Annotated in this window: 17 protein-coding genes and 1 tRNA gene; 12 read left to right on the top strand and 6 right to left on the bottom strand. The window is 72.4% G+C overall.

The window, feature by feature from the left end; translation table 11 throughout:
• Position 1 precedes the first annotated feature (1 nt).
• Both tmk and AB0L06_RS06385 read left to right on the top strand, forming a co-directional pair.
• Positions 2-2,308 (top strand): dTMP kinase, encoded by a 2,307-nt coding sequence (tmk, locus tag AB0L06_RS06390; RefSeq protein ID WP_500229848.1) that lies wholly within the window; start codon positions 2-4, stop codon positions 2,306-2,308.
• A gap of 406 nt (positions 2,309-2,714) precedes the next feature.
• Positions 2,715-3,896 carry a DNA polymerase III subunit delta' gene (locus AB0L06_RS06385; RefSeq protein ID WP_500229847.1) on the top strand — a complete coding sequence of 394 codons (1,182 nt, stop codon included), beginning with the start codon at positions 2,715-2,717 and terminating at the stop codon, positions 3,894-3,896.
• Between the two features lie 90 nt (positions 3,897-3,986).
• On the opposite strand, the gene AB0L06_RS06380 is transcribed toward AB0L06_RS06385, so the two are convergent.
• Positions 3,987-4,556 carry a YciI family protein gene (locus tag AB0L06_RS06380; RefSeq protein ID WP_500229846.1) on the bottom strand — a complete coding sequence of 190 codons (570 nt, stop codon included), beginning with the start codon at positions 4,554-4,556 and terminating at the stop codon, positions 3,987-3,989.
• Between the two features lie 137 nt (positions 4,557-4,693).
• Between AB0L06_RS06380 and AB0L06_RS06375 the strand changes: the two genes are divergently transcribed.
• The 5 genes from AB0L06_RS06375 (at position 4,694) to AB0L06_RS06355 (ending at position 8,859) form a co-directional block, all read left to right on the top strand.
• Complete coding sequence (locus AB0L06_RS06375) at positions 4,694-5,245, top strand: low molecular weight protein-tyrosine-phosphatase (protein WP_500229845.1); 552 nt, start codon at positions 4,694-4,696, stop codon at positions 5,243-5,245.
• A 28-nt stretch (positions 5,246-5,273) separates the two neighbouring features.
• Positions 5,274-6,128 carry a fructosamine kinase family protein gene (locus tag AB0L06_RS06370; RefSeq protein ID WP_500229844.1) on the top strand — a complete coding sequence of 285 codons (855 nt, stop codon included), beginning with the start codon at positions 5,274-5,276 and terminating at the stop codon, positions 6,126-6,128.
• Positions 6,129-6,320: 192 nt separating this feature from the next.
• Positions 6,321-7,364: a hypothetical protein gene (locus tag AB0L06_RS06365; protein ID WP_500229843.1), complete on the top strand. Its 1,044-nt coding sequence runs from the start codon at positions 6,321-6,323 to the stop codon at positions 7,362-7,364.
• A gap of 96 nt (positions 7,365-7,460) precedes the next feature.
• Entirely contained in the window at positions 7,461-8,357 is an 897-nt protein-coding gene (locus AB0L06_RS06360; RefSeq protein ID WP_500229885.1) for a PSP1 domain-containing protein, read from the top strand.
• A 10-nt stretch (positions 8,358-8,367) separates the two neighbouring features.
• Positions 8,368-8,859: a cupin domain-containing protein gene (locus AB0L06_RS06355; RefSeq protein ID WP_500229842.1), complete on the top strand. Its 492-nt coding sequence runs from the start codon at positions 8,368-8,370 to the stop codon at positions 8,857-8,859.
• A 16-nt stretch (positions 8,860-8,875) separates the two neighbouring features.
• On the opposite strand, the gene AB0L06_RS06350 is transcribed toward AB0L06_RS06355, so the two are convergent.
• Positions 8,876-9,622 (bottom strand): DUF427 domain-containing protein, encoded by a 747-nt coding sequence (locus AB0L06_RS06350; RefSeq protein ID WP_500229841.1) that lies wholly within the window; start codon positions 9,620-9,622, stop codon positions 8,876-8,878.
• A 116-nt stretch (positions 9,623-9,738) separates the two neighbouring features.
• Here AB0L06_RS06350 and AB0L06_RS06345 point away from each other — a divergent pair, with 116 nt between their 5' ends.
• The 4 genes from AB0L06_RS06345 to AB0L06_RS06330 all read left to right on the top strand — a co-directional run bounded on the left by AB0L06_RS06345 (position 9,739) and on the right by AB0L06_RS06330 (position 13,049).
• On the top strand, positions 9,739-11,256 hold the full coding sequence (locus tag AB0L06_RS06345; protein WP_500229840.1) for an alpha/beta hydrolase: 1,518 nt from the start codon (positions 9,739-9,741) through the stop codon (positions 11,254-11,256).
• Positions 11,257-11,297: 41 nt separating this feature from the next.
• A tRNA-Thr gene (locus tag AB0L06_RS06340) sits at positions 11,298-11,373 on the top strand.
• Positions 11,374-11,613: 240 nt separating this feature from the next.
• The gene (locus AB0L06_RS06335; protein WP_500229839.1) at positions 11,614-12,771 is read left to right on the top strand and encodes a hypothetical protein; all 1,158 of its coding nucleotides are present in this window, start codon (positions 11,614-11,616) and stop codon (positions 12,769-12,771) included.
• Entirely contained in the window at positions 12,768-13,049 is a 282-nt protein-coding gene (locus tag AB0L06_RS06330; RefSeq protein ID WP_500229838.1) for a hypothetical protein, read from the top strand. The genes AB0L06_RS06335 and AB0L06_RS06330 overlap by 4 nt, the downstream gene beginning before the upstream one ends.
• Here the strand turns inward: AB0L06_RS06330 and AB0L06_RS06325 are convergent.
• Both AB0L06_RS06325 and AB0L06_RS06320 read right to left on the bottom strand, forming a co-directional pair.
• Entirely contained in the window at positions 13,003-13,548 is a 546-nt protein-coding gene (locus AB0L06_RS06325) for a hypothetical protein (RefSeq protein ID WP_500229837.1), read from the bottom strand. The two genes, AB0L06_RS06330 and AB0L06_RS06325, sit on opposite strands and share 47 nt — an antisense overlap.
• Positions 13,549-13,556: 8 nt before the next feature.
• Complete coding sequence (locus AB0L06_RS06320) at positions 13,557-13,970, bottom strand: MarR family winged helix-turn-helix transcriptional regulator (protein WP_500229836.1); 414 nt, start codon at positions 13,968-13,970, stop codon at positions 13,557-13,559.
• Positions 13,971-14,045: 75 nt separating this feature from the next.
• Here AB0L06_RS06320 and AB0L06_RS06315 point away from each other — a divergent pair, with 75 nt between their 5' ends.
• On the top strand, positions 14,046-15,542 hold the full coding sequence (locus AB0L06_RS06315) for an MFS transporter (RefSeq protein ID WP_500229835.1): 1,497 nt from the start codon (positions 14,046-14,048) through the stop codon (positions 15,540-15,542).
• A gap of 1,730 nt (positions 15,543-17,272) precedes the next feature.
• On the opposite strand, the gene AB0L06_RS06310 is transcribed toward AB0L06_RS06315, so the two are convergent.
• Positions 17,273-19,921, bottom strand: a complete 2,649-nt coding sequence (locus AB0L06_RS06310) for a VIT domain-containing protein (RefSeq protein ID WP_500229834.1) — start codon at positions 19,919-19,921, stop codon at positions 17,273-17,275.
• Entirely contained in the window at positions 19,918-20,664 is a 747-nt protein-coding gene (locus AB0L06_RS06305) for a MerR family transcriptional regulator (RefSeq protein WP_500229833.1), read from the bottom strand. The genes AB0L06_RS06310 and AB0L06_RS06305 overlap by 4 nt, the downstream gene beginning before the upstream one ends.
• Between the last annotated feature and the right edge of the window lie 67 nt (positions 20,665-20,731).

The raw sequence follows: 20,731 nt of genomic DNA, 5'->3' as shown, positions 1-20,731 counted from the left end.
TATGACCAGTTCGCGTGTTCCCGGCCCGTCGGACGCCGCCTCGCCGCCGCGGTCGGGGGCCGCCACGCCTGCTCGTCCGGCGGGGCCTCCGACCAGCGCTTCCGCGGCCGGTGCCCCGCCTGCGGCCTTCCGGCGGCTCCGGACGGCCCTCGGCGTGTCCGGGCTCGGCCACTGGCTGACCCTGCCCGCGCTCACCGCGATGGGGTACGCGGCGGCGACCGACACCTCGTTCGCCGGGCGCGCTCGCGCAGTCGAGATCGTTTTGTTGCTCTGGCTGCTGCCGGTGCTGCTCCTTCCGGCCGCCGCGGCGGCCCTGGCCGCCCGTCTCGACCGCCGTTCGACGCTGCTGTTCACCGATGCGCTGCGGGCCGTCCTGGTGCTGTCGGTTCCGATGGCCGACCTGCTGATCACGTCGCTGCGTCCGCTGATCTGGACGTCCGTGGCGACCGTCCTGGTCTCCTTCCTGGGCGTCCTGTGGGCCGCGGCCGCGTCCTCGTCGGCCCGGGCTCTGGCCTGGCCCGTGGGCGAGGCCGAGACCGGTGCGGCCGGCGCCGCCGACCGGACGCAGGCGTCACGTGCGGCTGACGACCGGACGCGAGCGTTCGAGGGCGGGGCGCGCGGCGCGGACGACCGGACGCAGGCGTTCGCGGTCGGTGCGTCCGACCGGACGCAGGCGTTCGAGGTCGGGGACGGGCGGACGCGCGCCGACCTTCCCGTCGTGGCCGACGCGCCGTCCACCGATCACGCGGCGCGCCGCATGGGCCGGGCCGTCTTCGGCGTCGCGCCGGTGGCCGCGCTCGTGTTCGTGCTGACCTCGCTGGTCGCGGACAAGCTGCTGACCTCGTCCGACCGCGTGCACCTCGCGCTGTACGTCTCCGCCGTCGTCTTCGCCCTGTCGGCGATCGTGACGTCCGTCGTCAACGGTCTCCCGGGCGCGGACGGGCCGGTCCCGGACGCTCCGGTCGCGCTGTTCCGGCGGCTCGGGCCGTCCGGAATCCGGGGACTGCGGTTCGCGGTCGCCGCGTCCGCGCTGCCCGTCGGCGCGGTGCTGGCCGTCGCCCGCGTCCACACGCACGCCCTCCACGGCGGCGACCCCGGCTACGGGATGATCCTCTGCGCGCTCGCCGTCGGCCTGGCGTCCGGCATGGCCGCGGGGCCGCGCGTCCTGCGCCCGTTCAGCCGCCGCCGTCTCCTCGGCCTCTCCTCGATCGCGTCCGCGCTGCTCCTGGCCGTGATCGCGGTCGGGCTGAACCTGGTCGTCGTCGTGTTCGTCGCCGGCTTCCTCGGCGTCGCCGCCGGTGTCGCCTGGACGTCCGCCGAGGCCGTCGTCACCGACAACCCGCTGCGCGTCCGCACCGGAACCGTCCTCGCCCTGGTCGTCGCGGCGATCGCCGTCCCGCTCGCCGCGGGCGCGATCGGCGAGCGGCATGTCGGACGCGACTTCCCCGGCTCGTCCGCCGCGCTGCTGATCACCGCCGTGATCGCGCTGGTCGCCGGCCTGATCGCCTACCGCCTGCTGGACGAGCGGACCGGCATCCCGCTCGTCCCGGACCTCGCGGCGGCCCTGCGCGGCGAGGTGTACGTCCCGCCGTCCGCCGCCCCGGCGACCGCCGCGACCCCGCGCCGGGCCCACGAGCGCGGCGTCTTCATCGTCTTCGAGGGCGGCGAGGGCGCGGGCAAGACCACCCAGTCCCGGCTCGCCGCGATCTGGCTGCGCGAGCACGGCTACGAGGTCGTCACCACCCGCGAGCCCGGCGCCACCAAGACCGGCATGCGCCTGCGCGCCCTGCTCCTGGACCGCGAGACCACCGGCCTGTCGGCCCGCGCCGAGACCCTCCTCTACGCGGCCGACCGCGCCGACCACGTCTCCAACGTGATCCGCCCCGCCCTGGAGCGCGGAGCGATCGTCGTCAGCGACCGCTTCGTCGACTCGACCCTCGCCTACCAGGGCTTCGGGCGGCAGCAGCCGGTCGAGGAGATCGCCGCCGTGAACGCCTGGGGCACCGGCGGCCTCGTCCCCGACCTGACCGTCCTGCTCGAACTCCCCCCGGAGAAGGGCCTGAACCGGCTCTCCACCCCGGAGGCCGACCGCATCGAGTCCGAGCCGCACGACTTCCACGAGCGCGTCCTGTCCGGCTTCCGCGCCCTCGCCGAGGCCGAGCCCGACCGCTACCTCGTCCTCGACGCGAGCCGCCCCGAGTCCGAGATCCGCCGCGAGATCCAGGACCGCATCCGCGACCTCCTCCCGGACCCCATCCCCGCCTCCACCGAAGACGCCACCAGCACCTTCCCCGCCATCACCGACTGACCCCACCCGGCCCCGCCTCCCCCAGAACCCCGCCCGCCCCCTCCGCCGTTCGCGTCTCCGCCGCGCGGATGAGCAGGCCGGGATGCCGCCCGTGCCCCGTCCGCCCGTGCCCCGTCCGTGCGCCCCTCCGGCGACCCGCGCCTCCGCGGCGCGCGCGGATGAGCAGCGCGCCCAACGTCAGCCGGTCGCGGCAGTCCAACGGCCGGACCGCCGCTCCTCGTGGCAGAACACGCCCCGCCAAGGCCGGGGACGTTCCGGCATGTCAGGGGCGCGCGTCCACGCTTCACCCACAGTTATCCACAACCTGTGGGTAACTTCACGATGCCTCGACCCTGCGGGCAGTCTGAGTGTGAGGGCATGGGCGGGACGGCGCCGTGAGGGGAGGTGAGGCCGTAGCCTTCTGTGCATGAGCGTGTGGGACGACCTGGTGGGGCAGGATCCGGTGATCGCGCAGCTGCGGTCGGCCGTGGCGGCGTCCGGTGGGTCGTCGTCCGGCGGAGGACGGGCGGCCGGCGGCGGCAAGATGGCGCACGCGTGGCTGTTCACCGGCCCGCCCGGCTCGGGGCGGTCGGTGGCGGCGCGGGCGTTCGCGGCGGCGCTGCAGTGCGCCGAGACGCCGCGCGGGTGCGGGCACTGCGCGTCCTGCCACCAGGTGCTGCAGGGCACCCACGCGGACGTCGAGATCATCCGGCCGTCCGGGCTCTCCTACGGGGTGAAGGAGACCCGCGAGCTGGTCCTGCGGGCCTCGTCGTCACCGAGCGTGGGGCGCTGGCAGGTCGTCCTGTTCGAGGACGCCGACCGCGCCACCGAGGCCGCGGCCAACGCGCTGCTGAAGGCGATCGAGGAACCCCCGCCGCGGACGGTCTGGCTGCTGTGCACGCCGTCCCCGGAGGACATGCTCATGACCATCCGGTCACGCTGCCGCGTGGTCACCCTCCGCACGCCCCCGGTCGCCGCCGTGACGGACGTCCTGGTGCTGCGGGACGGCGTCGACCCCACGACGGCCGAGATCGCCGCGCGTGCCGCGCAGGGCCACATCAGTCGTGCCCGGCGGCTCGCCACCGACGCCGACGCCCGCAGGCGCCGCGCGGAGGTCCTGGCGATCCCGCGCCGCCTGACCGGCGTGGGCCCGGCGGTGATGGCCGCGGAGGCCCTCGTCAAGGCCGCCGAGGCCGAGGCGAAGGTGACCACCGAGGAGCTCAACGAGTCCGAGACCGCCGCGCTTCGCCAGGCCCTGGGCGAGAGCGCCAAGGGCCGCATGCCCCGCGGCACCGCCGGTGCCCTGAAGGACCTGGAGGACAAGCAGAAGTCCCGCGCCACCCGCGTCAAGCGCGACTCCCTGGACCGCGCCCTCCTCGACCTGGCCTCCTACTACCGCGACGTCCTGACCCTCCAGATGGGCGCGTCCAGCGACCTCGTCAACACCGAACTCGACCCGGAACTCCGCGCCACCGCAGCCAACGGCACCGCGGAGGCCACCCTCCGCCGCCTCGACGCGATCATGGCCTGCCGCGAGCGCCTGGACGCCAACGTCAACCCCCTCCTGGCCGTCGAGTCCATGACCCTCGCCCTCCGCACCGCGAACTGACCCCCGAGCGCCTGCCCCGCCGCGCGGGGCCGTTCGGCAAATACGCTGCGGGCGGCGTGCCCGAGCGTGCCCTCGCCTCTTGTTCTGGGGTCAGCGGCGGCCGCCGAAGGTCCAGGCGTGGACTTCGATGTCGGCGTAGCGGTCGGCGGTGAGGACGGCGCGGGCGGCGGCTTCGTCGGTGGCTCGGACGAGGGCGGCGGTGCCCACCCAGGTGGTGTCGTCGTCCGAGTAGAGGGGGCCGTAGGCGACCAGGTCGTCCTGGTCGGACGGGACGTCGGCGTCGACGGGCTCGCCCTCGCCGAGGCCGAGCACGAAGAAGTAGGCGCTGTCGTCGCGGAAGTCGGGGTAGTCCCACATCGTCCGGCCCAGGAGGTTGTGCCAGCGGCGGACCAGGACGTCACGGAAGGCGCCCGCCTGGTAGCAGGGCTCCTCGAAGGCGAACGCGCGGGCGGTGGCCGCGTCCGGCAGGTCGACGATGTGGACGCTGCCGAAGAGGATGTCCTCGTCCGCGGAGTCGAAGACCGGGCCGCGCGCGATCAGCTGCTTGTCGAAGCGGTCCATGTAGGACCAGTGCTCCTCGTTGATCGCCTCGCGCAGGGGCAGCGAGCCGACCCGGTCGCGGTGGAAGCAGAAGAATTCCATGAGCTGGTCGACCTCCATGACTGAACGTGATCCCCGCAGCGTAGACGCGACGCCCCTCTGACGATCAAGGAATTCTTCCCAGGGCGGACGGACCCGGCAGGCCCTCGGCGCGGCCTCGGAGGGAACGGAGCGCGGAGGACGGGCAGGATGGGGGCATGCCGTTTCATGTCACGTTCGTCTGCACCGGGAACATCTGCCGCTCCCCGATGGCCGAGGCGGTGTTCCGTCACCACGCGGACGAGGAGGGCCTGGACGTCGAGGTCGACAGCTCCGGGACGGGCGGCTGGCACGCGGGCGACCGCGCCGACTCGCGCACGGTCGCGGCGCTGCGCCGTGCCGGGTACCCGTCCGCGCACGTCGCGCGGCAATTCGAGCCGGACTGGTTCGACCGGTACGACCTGATCATCGCGCTGGACAAGGGGCATCTGACGGAGCTGCGCGGGATGGCCCCGGACGGCGCGGCCGCCGCGAAGATCCGCTTGCTGCGCGAGTTCGACCCCTCCGCCGGAGCCGATCCGATCGGTGGGGCCGGCCTACCCGTCGCGAACCGCCTGACCGCCGGAGCCGGCTCGTTCGACGGGGTCGATCTGGATGTTCCGGATCCGTACTACGGCGGACGGGCCGACTTCGATCACGTTCTGGAGCTGGTCGAGGCCGCGGTGCCCGGCCTGCTCGATGAGGTTCGCGCCGCTCTGAAAGATCGCTGAGAGCGTCGTGCGCGGGAGGCGGCCCGGGGTGCGTGAGCATCTGGAGGAGTTGCTCGGGGAACGTGTCGCGGGCGTCCATGACCTCGGGGCACGGCATGCGTGGACGCTGCATCGGGTCGTCCTGGGCGAGGGACGTGAGGTGTTCGTCAAAGCGCTCTCGGACGGCGCGGGCCCCGAAGGGGTGTTCGCGGCGGAGGCCGCGGGCCTGCGGTGGCTCGGAGAGGCCGGGACCGGGGTGCCCGTGCCCGAGGTCGTGGCGGCCGACGAGTGGATGCTGGTCCTGCCGTGGCTGCCGTCCGAGCAGCCGTCGGCGGACGCGGCGGAGCGGTTCGGCCGGGCGCTCGCCGGGCTGCACGCGGACTCGCCCGGCGCGTTCGGCGCGCCCTGGGACGGCTACATCGCCGATCTCCCGCTCGACAACACCCTGGACGGGCGGGCCTGGCCCCGCTGGTACGCGCAGCGGAGGCTGGAGCCGTTCCTGCGGCTGGGCGCCGAGCACCTGAGCGGCCCCGAGATCCGGCTGTTCGAGCAGGTCATGGACAAGATCGAGGAACTGGCCGGGCCGCCGGAACCGTCCGCGCGCATCCACGGGGACCTCTGGTCCGGGAACGTCCACTGGACGGGAGGCGGCGCGACGCTGATCGATCCGGCCGCGCATGGTGGACACCGGGAGACCGACCTCGCGATGCTCGCGCTGTTCGGATGCCCCGGCCTCGAACGCGTCCTGGCCGCCTACGACGAGGTGTTCCCGCTCACGGACGGCTGGCGCGAGCGCGTGCCGCTCCACCAGCTCCATCCGCTGCTCGTCCACGTCGCCCTGTTCGGGGACTCCTACCGCGCCTCCGCCGCAGAGGCCGCCCGAGCCGCCCTAGCCCTGCGCTGACCCGACAAGCGGCCCGCGTCCTGCGGCGGCCTTGGCCCTACGCTGACCTGGGGGAGCGCGGCCCGGTGAGCTGGGCGGACGTTCAGGTAGCCTTCAGTGTCGCGCGATTCCGTCAAATCCGTAATCATGGCCGTTCGTCGCAGTAGAGCAGTGTCGTCGACCAAGCCGCGGAAGGCGGCGGGCGGAGTACGCATGGCTGGCGGGAAGACGGAGGCGCGTGTGGGTGCGGCCTGGCGGAACGCGGTCCCGATCGGCGTGGCCGTGGTCGGCGCGCTCGTGATCGGAGCCGGCGTCGACATCGTCCACCGGCATCCGTGGTCGCCCAAGAAGAAGCCCGCGACGAACGCCAAGTCGACGGCCGCGACCGCGAAGAGCGGCGGCAAGCCGCGGTACGTCGTGGGCGTCCGGCGGGACGGCACCGCGGTGGTCGTCCGGGACGTGAAGACCGGGCATGACGTCGGCCTTCCCGTGGCCGCCCCGGCGGGACGCCGCTTCCAGCGCGTCGCGGCGGGTCCGGGAGCGTCCTACGTCGTCGCGTCCTACGCGTCCCGCAAGGTCATGTTCCACCGGCTCAACCTCGGCAAGGACGGCCGTCCTTCGACGCTCAGCGACATCCCGCGCGCGCTCGTGCCGGGTGTCTCCAACGCGTCCTCGGACATGGCGGTCTCATCGGACGGCGCGTCCATCGCCTACGTCACCTACCGGACCGGCGGCATGGGCACCGTGGACGTCGTGTCCACGCACTCCGGGACGCGCAAGACCTGGACGGCGAAGTCCGCGGCCAGGATCAGCAGCCTGTCGTGGGCCGGTCCCACGCTGTCCTTCCTGTGGAGCCCGAGGCCGCGCGCCGGCATCCGCGGCGCGGCCGGCCCGGCCGTCCCGCCCGCTCCGCAGGTCAGGACGCTGAACACGGCAGGCCCGACCGGCGACCTGAAGCTCAGCAAGACGGTGCTGCGCCTGCCCGCCGGAACCGCGGCCGCCGTCCTCGCCCCGGACGGCCGGACGATCGTGGCGGGCGTCGAGTCCCCCTCCCGCGTCGCCCTCCAGCAGTACTCCACCGTGACCGGACGCCCCGGACGCGTCCTCTGGGAGCACCCGGGCAAGGGCGGGGTCCGCCGCCTCGACTCCGACAGCTCCGGCGGCCACCTGCTCCTCTCCGGCGACGACGGCAGCCTCTACGGCCCCGACGAGCGGACCCCCGTTCCCGCGGACGATCTTTCCGACGTCGCCTGGTAACCACCTCACAGGTGGTGATTCCGCTCACACCGGTCCGGGTTCGGACGGCATAGGGTGTGGGTCACGGAACCGGGCGAACGGAGCGAAACCGTGGGCATGGTGATGGCCGTCAGCTTCACCCGATACGGACGGCTCTACTACCTCGACCCGGGCCCGCACGAGCCCAGGGTGGGGGACCGGGTGCTCGTCCCGACCGACGCGGGGCCCGAGGTGGCCGAGTGCGTGTGGGCGCCGCAGTGGGTGTCGGAGGAGATCGGCGGCCTGCCCGTCTGCGCCGGGATCGCGGGCGACGAGCACCTGGCCCGGGACGACGAGAACCGCCGCCGCCGGGCGGAGGGGCGCGCGATCGCCAAGCGGCTGATCCGCAAGCACGAGCTGCCCATGAAGGTGATCGGGGTGGACTTCCTCGACGCCGAGAACGTCTTCAAGATCTACTTCTCCGCGCCGCACCGGGTGGACTTCCGGGCCCTGGTCCGCGATCTGGCCCGGAGCATTCGCGCGCGTGTGGAGCTGCGCCAGGTCGGGCCGCGCGACGAGGCCCGCCTCCAGGGCGGGATCGGCCCGTGCGGGCGCGATCTGTGCTGCGCGACCTTCCTCAAGGACTTCGAACCCGTCTCCGTCCGTATGGCGAAGGAGCAGGACCTCCCCGTCAACCCGCTCCGCATAGCCGGAGCCTGTGGACGGCTCATGTGCTGCCTGAAGTACGAGCACCCGCTCTACATCCAGGCGCACGAGCGCATGCCCAGGCTCGGTTCGCGTGTTGAGACGCCCGAGGGCAGTGGCCAGGTCGTCGGACGGAACGTTCCGTCCGACACGGTCACGGTCAGGCTGACCAGCGGGGGACGCTGTTCTTGCCCGTCCGCCTCGGTATGCTCCCCGCGGCGGCAGCACGACGAGGCCTACGGCACCGCCGACGCGGCCGGGGAAACCGCTACTGCGGTCGCCACGGAACGCCAAGGCCCTGCGGACGGCGCCGACAAGTCCGACGAATAGGGAGATTCCGATGACGTTCGTGCCGGAGCACAAGCCCGTCGTCGTCCGCGCGGGCGAGACCGAGGCCTTCGGCCGGCCGCCGACGTCCGGGCGCCTGATCGTCGACTCCGAGGCGACCGGCGGGGCGCTCAGCAGCCAGCGGATCATCCTGGGCGAGGGGGCGGACGGCGCGACCCCGCATCACCACCGCACCGCCAGCGAGTTCTTCCACATCCTCGGCGGCGCGGCGCAGATCCTCTGCGGGGACGAGATCCTCACCGCGGAGGAAGGGGACACGGTCGTCGTCCCGCCGAACACCGCGCACGCGTTCGGCGCGCTGCCCGGACAGGACGCCGACATCCTGATCATCATCACGCCGGGCGTCGAGCGCTTCGACTACTTCCGCCTGCTCGACCGGCTCGGGCGCGGTGAGGACGTCCTGCAGGAGCTGATCGACTCTCAGGAGCGGTTCGACAACCACTTCCTCGACAGCCCCGCCTGGACGTCCGCCCGCTCCTCCTGAGCCGCGTTCCCGAACGTTACGGACGTTCCTGGAGGACGCCGTCCACGTAGATGTCGACCTTCTCGTTGTAGAAGCTGACGAGCCCGGCGATGTCGCGGCTCTCGGGCAGCGGCGTCCGGTACGACCAGGCGAAGTCCTTGTGGACGGAGTCGCCGACGCGCACCGACCAGTACTCGGCCATGCCCTTGTACGGGCAGCCGGTCGAGGTGTCGGTGGGCTCGAGCAGGTCCATCCGGACATGCGTCTTCGGCAGGTAGTACCGGACCGGAAGCCCGGTCTCGAACAGCATCCGCGGGCTGCCGGACTCGGCGACGGTGACCCCGTCCACCTCCACCCGGACCCGCCGCGAGCTCGGCAGGACGTCCACCCGGTGGTGCGGGCTGCGCGGATGGACGAAGACCTCCTGGTCCTCCTCGAACCACGCGTCCATGGCGTCCCAGTCCAGCCGGACGAGCCCGCGCAGCTCCTCGACGGGCGAGTCCGGGTAGCGGAGCGCCGCGTCCTTGGCCTCGGTGTCGCCGACCCTGACCGTGTAGGACGTGGAGTCGCCCCGGCTCGGCGACCGCCGGCCCGGCCCGTTCTCCACGAGTTCGGCCCGGACGTCCTCTACCGGGACGTAGTAGGCGATGAAGTGGGTGCCCTCCCAGACCAGCACCGGGCGCACCGTGTCCGCCACCACGTGCCCGTCCAGGAACGCCCGCACCCGCCGGTTCCCCTGCTCGACGCGAACCCGTGTCCGTTGCGTGCTGCCGTCTGCACTCATGTTCGGCGTAACAGCGTGGCGTCCCGGGCTATTTCGTCGGGACGTCGCTGGCCCAACCGGTGCCCGTGCCCGTAGCGTGGGCGACGGTGTACGAACCGCTACCAGGGGGAGCTCACGTGCGGGCAGCGAGGTGGACGAGCGCGATCGCCGCGCTGACGCTGACGGTCGCCACCGGATGCGACGGGGGCGGCGGGAGCGGTGGCGGCGCCTCCGCGTCCCAGCACGAGGCCCCGCCCGGCCTGGAGACCTTCTACACCCAGAAGCCGAGCTGGACGTCCTGCGGCAGCGGCATGGAGTGCGCGAACGTCCGCGTGCCGCTCGACTACGCCAAGCCGTCCGAGAAGGAGATCAAACTCGCCCTGGTCAGGCTGCCCGCGGAGGAAAAAGCGCACCGGATCGGCTCCTTGCTCACGAACCCGGGCGGTCCCGGCGGCTCGGGCGTGGACTTCATCAAGCAGACCGGCCGCGGCTTCGGCGACAAACTGCGGCAGCGCTTCGACATCGTCGGCTTCGACCCGCGCGGTGTCGGCCAGAGCGCGCCCGTCCGCTGCATGACCGGCCCCGAGCTCGACCGCTTCTTCGCCGCCGACACGTCCCCGGACGGCCAGCACGAACTGGACGCCCTCGCGTCCGAGAGCAAGCAGTACGCCGACGCCTGCCGCGCCAAGGCCGGCAGTGAGCTTCCCCACGTCGGCACCGTCGACGCCGCCCACGACATGGACGTCATCCGCGCCGCCCTCGGCGACCAGAAGATCTCCTACTACGGCGCGTCCTACGGCACCTACCTCGGCGCCGCCTACGCGGCCCAGTTCCCCACCAAGATCCGCGCCTTCGTCCTGGACGGCGCGATCGACCCGCGCACCTCGTCCACCGACCTGCTCGTCGAGCAGGCCAAGGGCTTCGAGACCGCGCTCGCCGCCTTCGCCGCAGACTGCGTCCAGCAGGGCGACTGCCCCCTCGGCACCACGCAGGACGCCGCCGTCGCCAAGGTCGGCGAACTCTTCCGCAAGGCCGACAAGACCCCGCTCCGCAACACCCGCGACTCCCGCCAGGTCACCGAGTCCTGGGCGACCATGGGCGTCGCGACCGCCCTCTACGCCAAGGAGACCTGGCCCTTCCTGCGCCAAGCCCTCTCCGCCGCCCTCACCCGCGGCGACGGCACCCTCCTGATCACGCTCGCCGACCAGATGGTCGAACGCAAGCAGGACGGCACCTACAGCAACCAGACCGACGCCAACATGGCCGTCAACTGCGTGGACAAGCCCAACCCGCCGGACCTCACGACCTACAAGAAGGCCGCCGACCAGGCCGCCCAGATCTCTCCCCGCTTCGGCTCCTTCGTCGTCTGGGGCGGCCTCCCCTGCGTCTACTGGCCCGTCCAGACCAAGCGGAAGCCCGAGGCCGTCAAGGCCGACGGCGCCCCGCCGATCCTCGTCATCGGCACCCTCCGCGACCCCGCCACCCCCTACAAGTGGGCCCAGGGCCTGGCCTCCCAGCTCTCCTCCGGCACCCTCCTCACCCTCGACGGCGACGGCCACACCGCCTACCTCCAGGGCAACCAGTGCATCACCAAGGCCACCGACGACTACCTGGTCACCGGAACCCCGCCCGCGAAGGGCACCGTCTGCCGCTGATGCACGCACCCCCGGGGAGGCGCTAGACTCCTCTACGGCACGCCGCCTTAGCTCAGTCGGCAGAGCGATTCACTCGTAATGAATAGGTCATCGGTTCGATTCCGATAGGCGGCTCCACCTCAGAGGCCCCTTCCCGATCTTCGGGAGGGGGCCTCCTGCTTTTCCGCGCGTCATTCGCGGCCGTGCTCATGGCCTGGACGGACGCCCCCCGGTGAGCGGAACCCCTACGCGCCGGCTGCACCGCCGCGCCATCAGGTTTCCGCTCGTCGTCACCAGGGTCTGTGTCCGGCGGGCCCTCGCGTGGGGGCTCGGCGGGATGTCGTCAGACGGGTGCGGGGAAGTCGATAGCCTCGTTCGGTGGACGGGTTGCGGGACGAGGCCGAGGCGTTGCTTCGGGGCTGGCATGCGTACGAGGTGTCGCGTGGGGCCCCGGAGATCATTGATTTCGACTGTGCGCCGTCCGGCGGTGAGGGCGAACTGGTCGCGGATCGGCTCACGTTGCGGAACGGGCTGCTCGAGCTGCGCGAACAGGCGTCCGGATGGATGGCCTCGCGGCTGGACGCTGATATCGCGTACGCCGGCGCGTTGCTGGGGGAGCGGCTGCCGCTGCGGGAGTACGTCCGGGCGACGCAGGGGTGCGAGGCGCTCGGCTGGACGGACGAGTACGTCGCGCATCGGCGTGATCTCGCACGTGAGGCGCTCGCCGGGATCGGCGTGACGTGGGGGCCGGGCAGCGCGCGTGAGCTGCGGGCCGTCGAGGGGCACGTCCCGAACGCGGACGCACCGGACGCGATCAGGGCCGCGGCGGACGAGTTCGAGGACGTCGTGCGCGGGCTCACCGGGAGCGAGGCGCCGTTCGAGCTGAGCATCGAGAGCGCCGACGTGGACGCCTACTGGGCGTACTGGCTGGACGGCGCGGGAAGCCGCGTCCGGTTGCGGCTGAACCTGCGCAACATCACGTTCAGCGAGGTCGCGGCCAGGCAGTTCGCGCTGCACGAGGTGCTCGGGCACGGCCTGCAGAGCGCGAGCTGGTCGGCGCGGTGCGCGGCGGAGGACGTGCCGTGGGTGCGGCTCATGTCCGTCCACGCCCCGCATCAGGTCCTGCTGGAGGGGCTGGCCCAGGCGCTGCCGCTGTTCGCCGCGCCGGACGACCGGATGCTGCGGACGCGGGTCCGGTTCGATCATTACAACCAGCTCGTCCGGGCCCGGCTGCACCTGGCGTTGAACGACGGAGCCTCGATCGAGGAGCTGGCTGCTCAGGCGCGGCGCGACCTGCCCTGGACGTCCGACGCGGCGATCTCCGACCTGCTGAGCGACCGGGGTGCGGATCCGCAGCTGCGGTCGTATCTGTGGGCGTATCCGGCGGGTGTCGACTGGTTCGTGAACCTCGCTGAGGCCGGTGATCCGGAGTTGGGCCGGACGGTCCTCCGGGCCGCCTATCGGGACCCGCTCACCCCTGCTGACCTCGCCGTTCTCTGGACTGGCGGGCCCGCGATCGGTGGTGGTGACCGGTGAACAACGTCTTGGCAGCGGCCTTCGCCGCGCTCGCGATCGGTGTTCTGGTCGTGCTGGGTACCGGATTCTGGACGTTCCGGAAAGGCGACCTTCTCGAGAGCCGGGTCGTCGGGATCGGCGTCGCGGTGGCGCTGTTCGGATGCGCGCTGATGAGCCTGGATCAGCGGTGGGCGTTCTGGCTGACGCCGGTCGCGGTCGTCGCGATGGCGGCGGTCGTCGTCCGCCGGACGGTCAAACCGCGCCGGAAGACTCAGCGGACGCCACCTCGCGGAGAGTGAGCGCGGCGCTGACCGGTGACGATCCGTCCCGGGTGGCGATGGCGTCCGCGAGGGCGAGGAGTTGGGCGGGCGGGATCAGCCGGTTGCGTGAATCCAGCAGGCGCACCCGAAGGCCGCGCCTCCGCGCCGGGTCCCGGACGACCATCGCGATCACGCCGGTCCGCGGGCCGGACGGATCCTCCTGCGCCTCGGCCCAGACCAGCAGGACATCGGTCTGCGCGAGGTCGAATCGGCGCACCCGAAACGCCTGCTGGAAGGCGAGCGTTCCGCCCTCCAGCCAGACTCGATAGCGGAAAATCCTGATGGCGACGGTGATCAGCAGTCCGGTCATCGTGACGAAAACGACCAGTCCGATCGTCCATCCGGCAGGGCCGAAACCCCGTCCGAGCCCGGCCGCCAACCAGCCGAAGGCCGTGAGGAGGACGACGGCCAGCGCCACCGCCTCGATCCTCATGGCCCTGGTGACGCCGATGTCGAGCCGGGTCTTCTCGTCCGCCACGGGTCCGCCTAGGTGATGAGTTCGGCCTTCTCGGTGGACGGCTCGTCCGCCGGAGTCAGATGTTCGCCGAGGATCGCGCGATGGGTGACGGCGGCGGCCGCGTGGCGGCTGCGGCCCTCGTCGGTGAGGCTGACGAAGACGCCGCGCCGGTCGGACTCGCACATCCCCCGCAGGACCAGGCCGTTCTTCTCCAGCCGGGCGATCGTGCGGGAGAGGGCGCTCTGGCTGAGGTACATGTCCGCCGCGATCTCCTGGACGCGCCGCTTCGCGGCGCCTGCCTCCACGAGGCGGTCCAGGGTCTCGAACTCGCTCATGGTCAGGCCGTGGGCGTCCTGGAGCGCGCGATCGAGCGCGCAGGCGACCGTGTTGTAGCAGGTCACCAGGGAACGCCACTGGTCGACCAGGCCGGGGTGGGCTGCCATGTCGCGCATCCTACCGCTCCGACGCATCCAATGCACGCGGATTAATTTCGCCAGAAATTAATGCTTGGACATTGAATGCACGTGCATGTACTGTCCTCCGACGTGACCATCACCGAAACCTCCCCTTCGTCCGTGACCGGAGTGCCGGCGTCCCCGGACGCTCCGGCCGAACAGAGTTGGACCCCCAGGCTGTGGGGAGTGCTCGCGGTGCTGTGCGCCGTGCTGTTCCTCGACGGGCTGGACGTGTCGATGGTGGGCGTGGCGCTGCCGTCCATCGGCACCGAGCTCGGGCTCTCCACCACCTCGCTGCAGTGGATCGTCAACGGCTACGTCCTCGGTTACGGCGGGCTCCTGCTGCTCGGCGGACGCACCGCCGACCTGCTGGGACGCCGCCGCGTGTTCCTCATCGCCCTCGGCGTGTTCGCCGTCGCGTCCCTGATCGGCGGCCTGGTCGACGACGGGACGCTGCTGATCGCGACCCGCTTCGTCAAGGGACTGGCCGCCGCGTTCACCGCGCCGACCGCCCTGTCCATCCTGACCACCACCTTCCACGAGGGCCCCGCCCGCAACCGGGCGCTGTCGGTCTTCTCGGTGTTCGGCGCGAGCGGCTACTCGTCCGGCCTGATCCTGGGCGGGCTGCTCACCAGCGTCGGCTGGCGCTGGACCTTCCTGACCCCCGTCCCGCTGGCGCTCATCGCCCTCGCCGTGGGCATCGTGCTCATCCCGCGGGACAAGCCCGCCGCCGAGGGCGGCCACGACCTGGTCGGCGCGGTCACCCTCACCAGCGGGATGCTGCTCGCCGTCTACACCGTCGTCACCGCGCCCGCCCGCGGCTGGCTGGACCCGCTGACCGTCGGCTCGATCGTCCTCGCCGCCGCCCTGCTGGTCGGCTTCGTGATCACCGAGAGGCGCGTCGCGCACCCGCTGGTCCGGCTCGGCATCCTGCGCGTCGGCTCGATCGTCCGCGCGAACGTCAGCGTCATCGCCCTGTTCGGGTCCTACATGAGCTTCCAGTTCATGATGACCCTCTACCTGCAGGACGTCCTGCGCTGGTCGCCACTGAAGATGGCGCTCGCCCTGCTGCCCGCCGGCCTCATCGTCGCGTTCGGCTCGCCGTTCGTCGGACGCCTGATCGACCGCTGGGGCACCTCACGCCTGATCATCAGCTCGATGGTCTCGCTCGCCCTCGGCTACGTCTGGTTCCTCGCCACCGCCGGGAACAGCCCGCACTACGCGTTCACCATCTTCCCGACGATGATCCTGCTCGGCGGCGGCTTCGCCTTCGGCTTCTCCTCGATCATGGCCCAGGCCACCGACGGCATCGCCGACTCCGAACAGGGCCTCGCCTCCGGCCTCGTCCAGACCTCCGGCCAGGTCGGCGCCGCCCTCGTCCTCGCCGGCGTCACCGCCCTGGTCGCCAGTGACTCCCACCCGGCCGCGGACTTCGCCCCCTTCCACCCCGGCCTCAACCTGGTCACCGGCGTCGCCATCGTCGGGCTCGCCTTCAACCTCATCCCCCTCCTCAACCTCACCCGCTCCCGCGCCACCGTCCCCGCCCCCATCGAGCCCTGACAACCCCGACCATCACGGGCCGGCCCCACCCACACCGACCGGCCCGTGATGTCGCCACCCCCGTCCGGCAGCAGGCCGTGCCCGAGCAGGTCCTCGCCGCCCAACAAGTCAAAACCCGCGCCCCGGTCCCACCCCAAGGCCCCGGAGCGCCCCCATACCCCGCAACCCCGACCCCTGCGAACCCCCCGAGCCCCCGCAACCTCGACCCCCGCGAACCCCCTGACCCCCCGCGAACCCCCCCGACCCCCTGCGAACCCCCCGAGCCCCCGCAAACCCCGAGCCCCAGCAGACCCCGAGCTCCGCAAACCCCGGCCCGGCGACCCTGGCCCCGGCGACCCCGAGCCCCCGCAGACCTCAGCTCCTGCAGCCCCGAGCTCCCGCAGACCCCGAGCTCCCGCAGACCCCGAGCTCCCGCAGATCTCAGCTCCCGCAACCTCGGCCCCAGCAGCCCCGAGCCCCACAGACCCCAGCCCGGCGACCCCGGCCCCGGCGACCCGAGCTCCACCCTCGCAAACTCGGCCCCGCAATCCCGACCCCGCAAACCCGGCCCGGCAGCCCCGGCCCCGAACCTGCAAAACCCTCAGCCCCACACCGGGGGCCATACCCCGGGTTCCACGCTCGGGTTCCTACGTTCTAAAGCCCACATGTCGAGCCCCGGACGCAGGGCCTGTAGTCCGCGCCCGCAACCGGGGTCGATGCTTGGATTCCCACGCCCTGAGGCCGCACTCCGGGCTTAGACGCCGGGCCCAGACGCCCGGGCCTGTAGTCCGCGTCTGCAACCGGGGTCGATGCTTGGGCTCCCACGCTCTGAGGCCGCACTCCGGGCTCAGACGCCGGGCCCAGACACCCGCCCTGCAGTCCGGGCCTACACCCGGGGGCGCACTTGAGCTTCCACGCTGGTGCCCGGCCCCGGCCCCGGCCCCCGGCCCTCGGCCCCCGGCCCCCGGACACCGCGCGCCGCGCGCCGTGCCCCGTGCCCCGTGCCCCGTGCCCCGTGCCCCGTGCCCCGTGCCCCGCGCGCCGCGCGCCGCGCACCGCGCCGGGGGCTCGCGCATGTTGCCTGCCTGGCTGGGGGCCTGCACGTCGAGGCCTGCGCCCCGCGCGCCGGGGCTCGTGCTCGGCGCCTGCGTGGTTGGGGCCTGGCCATAGGGGCTCGCATGTTGGGGACCGCGGGCCGGGGTTTGGACGTTGGGGCCTGCATGCCGAGGTCTGGGCCTGCGGGCCCGCGTGCCCAGGCCCGCGCCCCTGGGGCATGTATGTCTGGTTTGCTTCGCGTCCTTACGCCTGCACCGGGTGTGGCGAGCGCGAGCGCCGGCTCCAGTCGGCGTCAATTTCCGCCGGGACAGGCGCTCACCCCGAGGTTTCTGCAGCTGGCCTGCGCCAAATCATGGCATCGTCGGGCCGACTCTGGCCCCCTCGGATCTGGGCCGAAGGGCGAGGCGGAGTTGGGCTTCGAAGCCACCACTGAAGACCGCTTCCCATCGCCCCTCAGCTCGTGTCACGTCAAGACGGCGCGTGGGCTGCGCGCTTTCGCGTCAGCGGTTGGTCCGCACAAGCCGGTCCACAAGAGTTCGCGGCGCTGGCGCGAGGTGCGGGTTCGGCGTGCGTGGCGGGCCGGGTCTGGGTGGCGCGTCCGTTATGGAGATGCGTGCAGCGGGGCCGGGACGTTGCGGGGCAGCGGTCCCGGCCCGGCGTCTGCCCTTGGCTTGGACTCGTGGTCGTGAGACGGGTTACCGCTGGCGCTTCCAGAAGGGGGTGCGGCTGGTCGGGCTAATAGACGTGAGGTTCTCCAAGGTGTCGATGGCCTGCTGCCAGACCTTGGCGGCTCGGGGCGGGGCGACTTCCTTGGCCGGTTCGCGGAGGTCGCGGATGCTCTGCGCGAGGTCGTCCAGGGAGGTGCGGACGGATGGGGTCAGGACGAGGCCGCTGGACAGCAGCCAGGTCAGGAAGGGCAGGAGTCGGGTGTCGAGATGGGACGGACGGTCGGCTTCGGGGACCCTGCGCATGTGGTCGAGCTCGCCCTTCAGGTGACGGGCGACCTCGGCGGACGTCTTGCCGGTGGTGGGTTCTTCGGTGGGATCGACCGGTTGTCGCAGGTTGGGGCCCACCCGGCGCTTCGAAGGCTGTGCCTCGGGCGCGGACTGCGCCGAAACGGGGGATGAGCCGGGACCACTCGGTGCTGCCGGAGGCGCTGGGACCGGGGGGCTCGGTGCGGAGGCCGGAGCGGCCGGCGCTGAACCTTCCTTCAGGAAATCGGGGATGTCGACGTCGTCGAAGTCCGAGGGGCGGGCTCCTCCGGACGCGGGCCGGACACCGCGGGTGCTGCCCCGCAGCGGAGAAGGGGACATGGCGCGTGGGGCCGCCGGCGCCGGAGGGCCGCTGGGGGCCGGGGGGAACCCGGGGGCGGATACGGGCAGGGGGAGGGAACCATAGTCGCCCTGGGCGAGGGTGGCGGCGCTGCTGTAGACCTCATCCGGGGCTCCGGGGGCGGTCCAGCCGTCAGGGAGTTCGACCGGTTGCGTCACCTGGTGGGGGTTCTGGCCTTCGCTGACGACGCGGCTGTCGACCGCGACGAACGCGGTGAAGCGGCACAGGACGCCGAACCGGAGGGAGGTCTCGACGATGTCGGCCTCCAACGCGGTCGAGCCGCTCACGGCATAGCGGTCTTCCAGGTCGCGCAGGTGAGCGCGCGCCCACAGCGCGGACGCCATCGGGGCGTCGGACTTCACGCCGGGTGCGCGGTGTTCACGTGGCGAGCCGTCCGGAGACCTGCCGTGCAGGACGAGGGATCCGGTGGGGCCGCCACGGAAACGTCCGGTCACGATGAGGGGGACACCGGGGAAGATCGCGCCCAGTCGATGCGGGGTGATCGTGTCGGTGAGCAGGTCGAGACCGTCCGGACGCAGCGACAGGTCGGTCACCAGAGGCGCGCCCACCCGGTGGTGGACGCGTTCCATCGCCTCGTCCAGCCGGTCTTCGGACTCGACGAGCTCGCAGCGGCCTCCACCGGCGGTGGCGAGGCGGTTGAGGAATCCGGCGTTCACGGCGCGGTCGATGCCGACCGTGTGCACCCGCACGTCGCGGAGCCTGCGCTGGAGGCGGTTGAGGATCTGATCCTCGTTGCCGACCTGGCCGTCCGTCACCAGTACCAGGACCCTGTCGCGCTCCGGACCGGATCGGGAGAGCAGCGCGCACGCCTGCTCGAGCGGGACGAGCATCTCGGTGCCGCCGCGGGCGTTCAGCGTCGCGAGGTGCTCTACGGCGCGGAACCGGTTGCGGTCGGTTCCGGGGGACAGGCCGGGGCCGAGGTCGGGCGGGGACTCCACGAGGTTGTCGAACGACAGGACCGCGAAGTTGTCGGCGGGCGTGAACGTGTCGACGATGCGGGCCGCGGCGCGGCGGGCGGCGACCATCTTCCAGCCGTGCATGCTGTACGAGCGGTCGAGCACCAGCACCACATCGCGCGGGCGCGCGTGGCCGCTCTCGGCGGATGGCAGCACGGTCAGGCTGAAGGTGCCCTCGTCGCCTTCCTCGTCCGGTGTCAGTGTCAGCGAGGCGGTGCCCGCGGCGGGCGTGTCGAACACCAGGCGCAGGATGAAGTCGCGGTTCAGCCGTTCGCCGGGGTGCAGGCGCACGGTGGTGCGGCCCTCGGCCGCGTCTTCGGCGACGACGTGCAGCGCCGAGCGGATCTCGCTGAGCGGCAGCGTGCCGGGATCGATGTCGACGGCGAGGGAGAGCGCGACCGGGTTCGGGAAGCCGGGCAGCAGGACGGGCGGCGTGATGCGGGACGCGTCGGGCACGGCGTCGGTGTCGGCGGCGACGCCCGTCCCGGCGGCCTCGTCGTCGAGCGGTGTGCCGGGGATGTAGCGCGGCGCGACCACCAGGGGGAACCGGAAGGTCGCCTCTCCGCCGGAGCCGCCGGAGACGGTCTCGAAGGGGAGCGGCTGCGTGATAACGAGGCGCACCGTCACACGTTCGCCGGGCAGGATGTTGCCGGCGCGCATGGTGAACACGTCGGGACGGTCTTCCTCGGCGATGGCGGCGCGGCGGCCCGAGGCGATGGCGGTGTCGTACTCCTGCCGGGCCCGGCCGCGCTCCTTCAGAACGCCGTCGATCACCCGGTCCGCCGCCTCCATGCGCAGCGAGGTGACGGCCGCCCGGTCGGGCAGCGGGAAGACGTAGGTCGCCTCCAGCGGGACGTCGAAGGGGTTGCGGAACCCCTGCACGACGGTGACCGACGCGGCGAGGCCGCTCACGGCCGCGTGGACGTCGACCGAGTCGAGCGGCAGGTTGCCCTTCTCGGTGCGGAGCGCGCCCAGTCCCCCGTCCGGGGACGGAGGGGCGGCGGGTTCGGGGAGCGGGGCGATGCGCACGGTCACTGGTGCCTCCCGGGAGAGTGCTGATGGGGGGAGCCGTCGCGGCCGGCCTGTTCGAGCAGGCCGCGACGCCGGAGGGTGTCGAGCAGTGGTGCGGCCGATTCCGCGATGGCGGCGAGGTCGTCCCCGCTCAGGTGTCGCGTCTCGACGATGACGGTGACGCCGGGCGCGAGCCGGACCCCCTGCACGAGGGCGGGCTCGTCGACCGGAGGTGCCCCCAGCGTCGGTTCCCGATGGAACCGGGTGCTGGGCTGCACGGTCCAGAAGGAATCACGCGGACGGGCGATGTCGATCTCGACACTGTCGCCGGGACCTCCTGCGACAGTGTCGAAACGGCCGTCGGTGACGGTGTGGTGCTGCCCGCCTGCCCCCGTCGCCGTCGGACCGCCTGCCACCGACTCCGCTCCCGCCTGGGGGAGGGCGCCGGAATCGGTCTCGGGGGCGGCGATGCCACGGAGCAGGGAGTCGGGCGCGCCGGCCAGCTCGACCTGGATCTCGGCGATCGAGCGGCCGAGGGCCTGGCGTCGCTTGACGGCGAGGAGCTGGAGCAGGTGCCGAGGGCCGTACAGGGCGGTGCGTCCCCGGCGGCCGAGCGGCGGATCGAGCAGGCCGATGCTGGTGTACCAGCGGATCAGCCGCTCGTTGGGAAGATCGCGAACGCGCCCGTTGGCCTGCGGGACACCGTCGGCGGCCAGGGCGGCCGCCGCGTGCTCCGCCAGTTCGCTGATCGTCCAGGTCTCATCCACCCCCCGATGATGACACTGTCATCGTGACAGTGTCAAGTTCATTGACCCCAGGCGATCGGACTTTGCA

The organism is Spirillospora sp. NPDC052269, assembly GCF_040679435.1.
In the GTDB taxonomy this organism is placed as follows: Bacteria; Actinomycetota; Actinomycetes; order Streptosporangiales; family Streptosporangiaceae; genus Spirillospora.
Note: the sequence above shows the minus strand (reverse complement) of the source record. Positions and strands in the feature narration are given on the sequence as shown.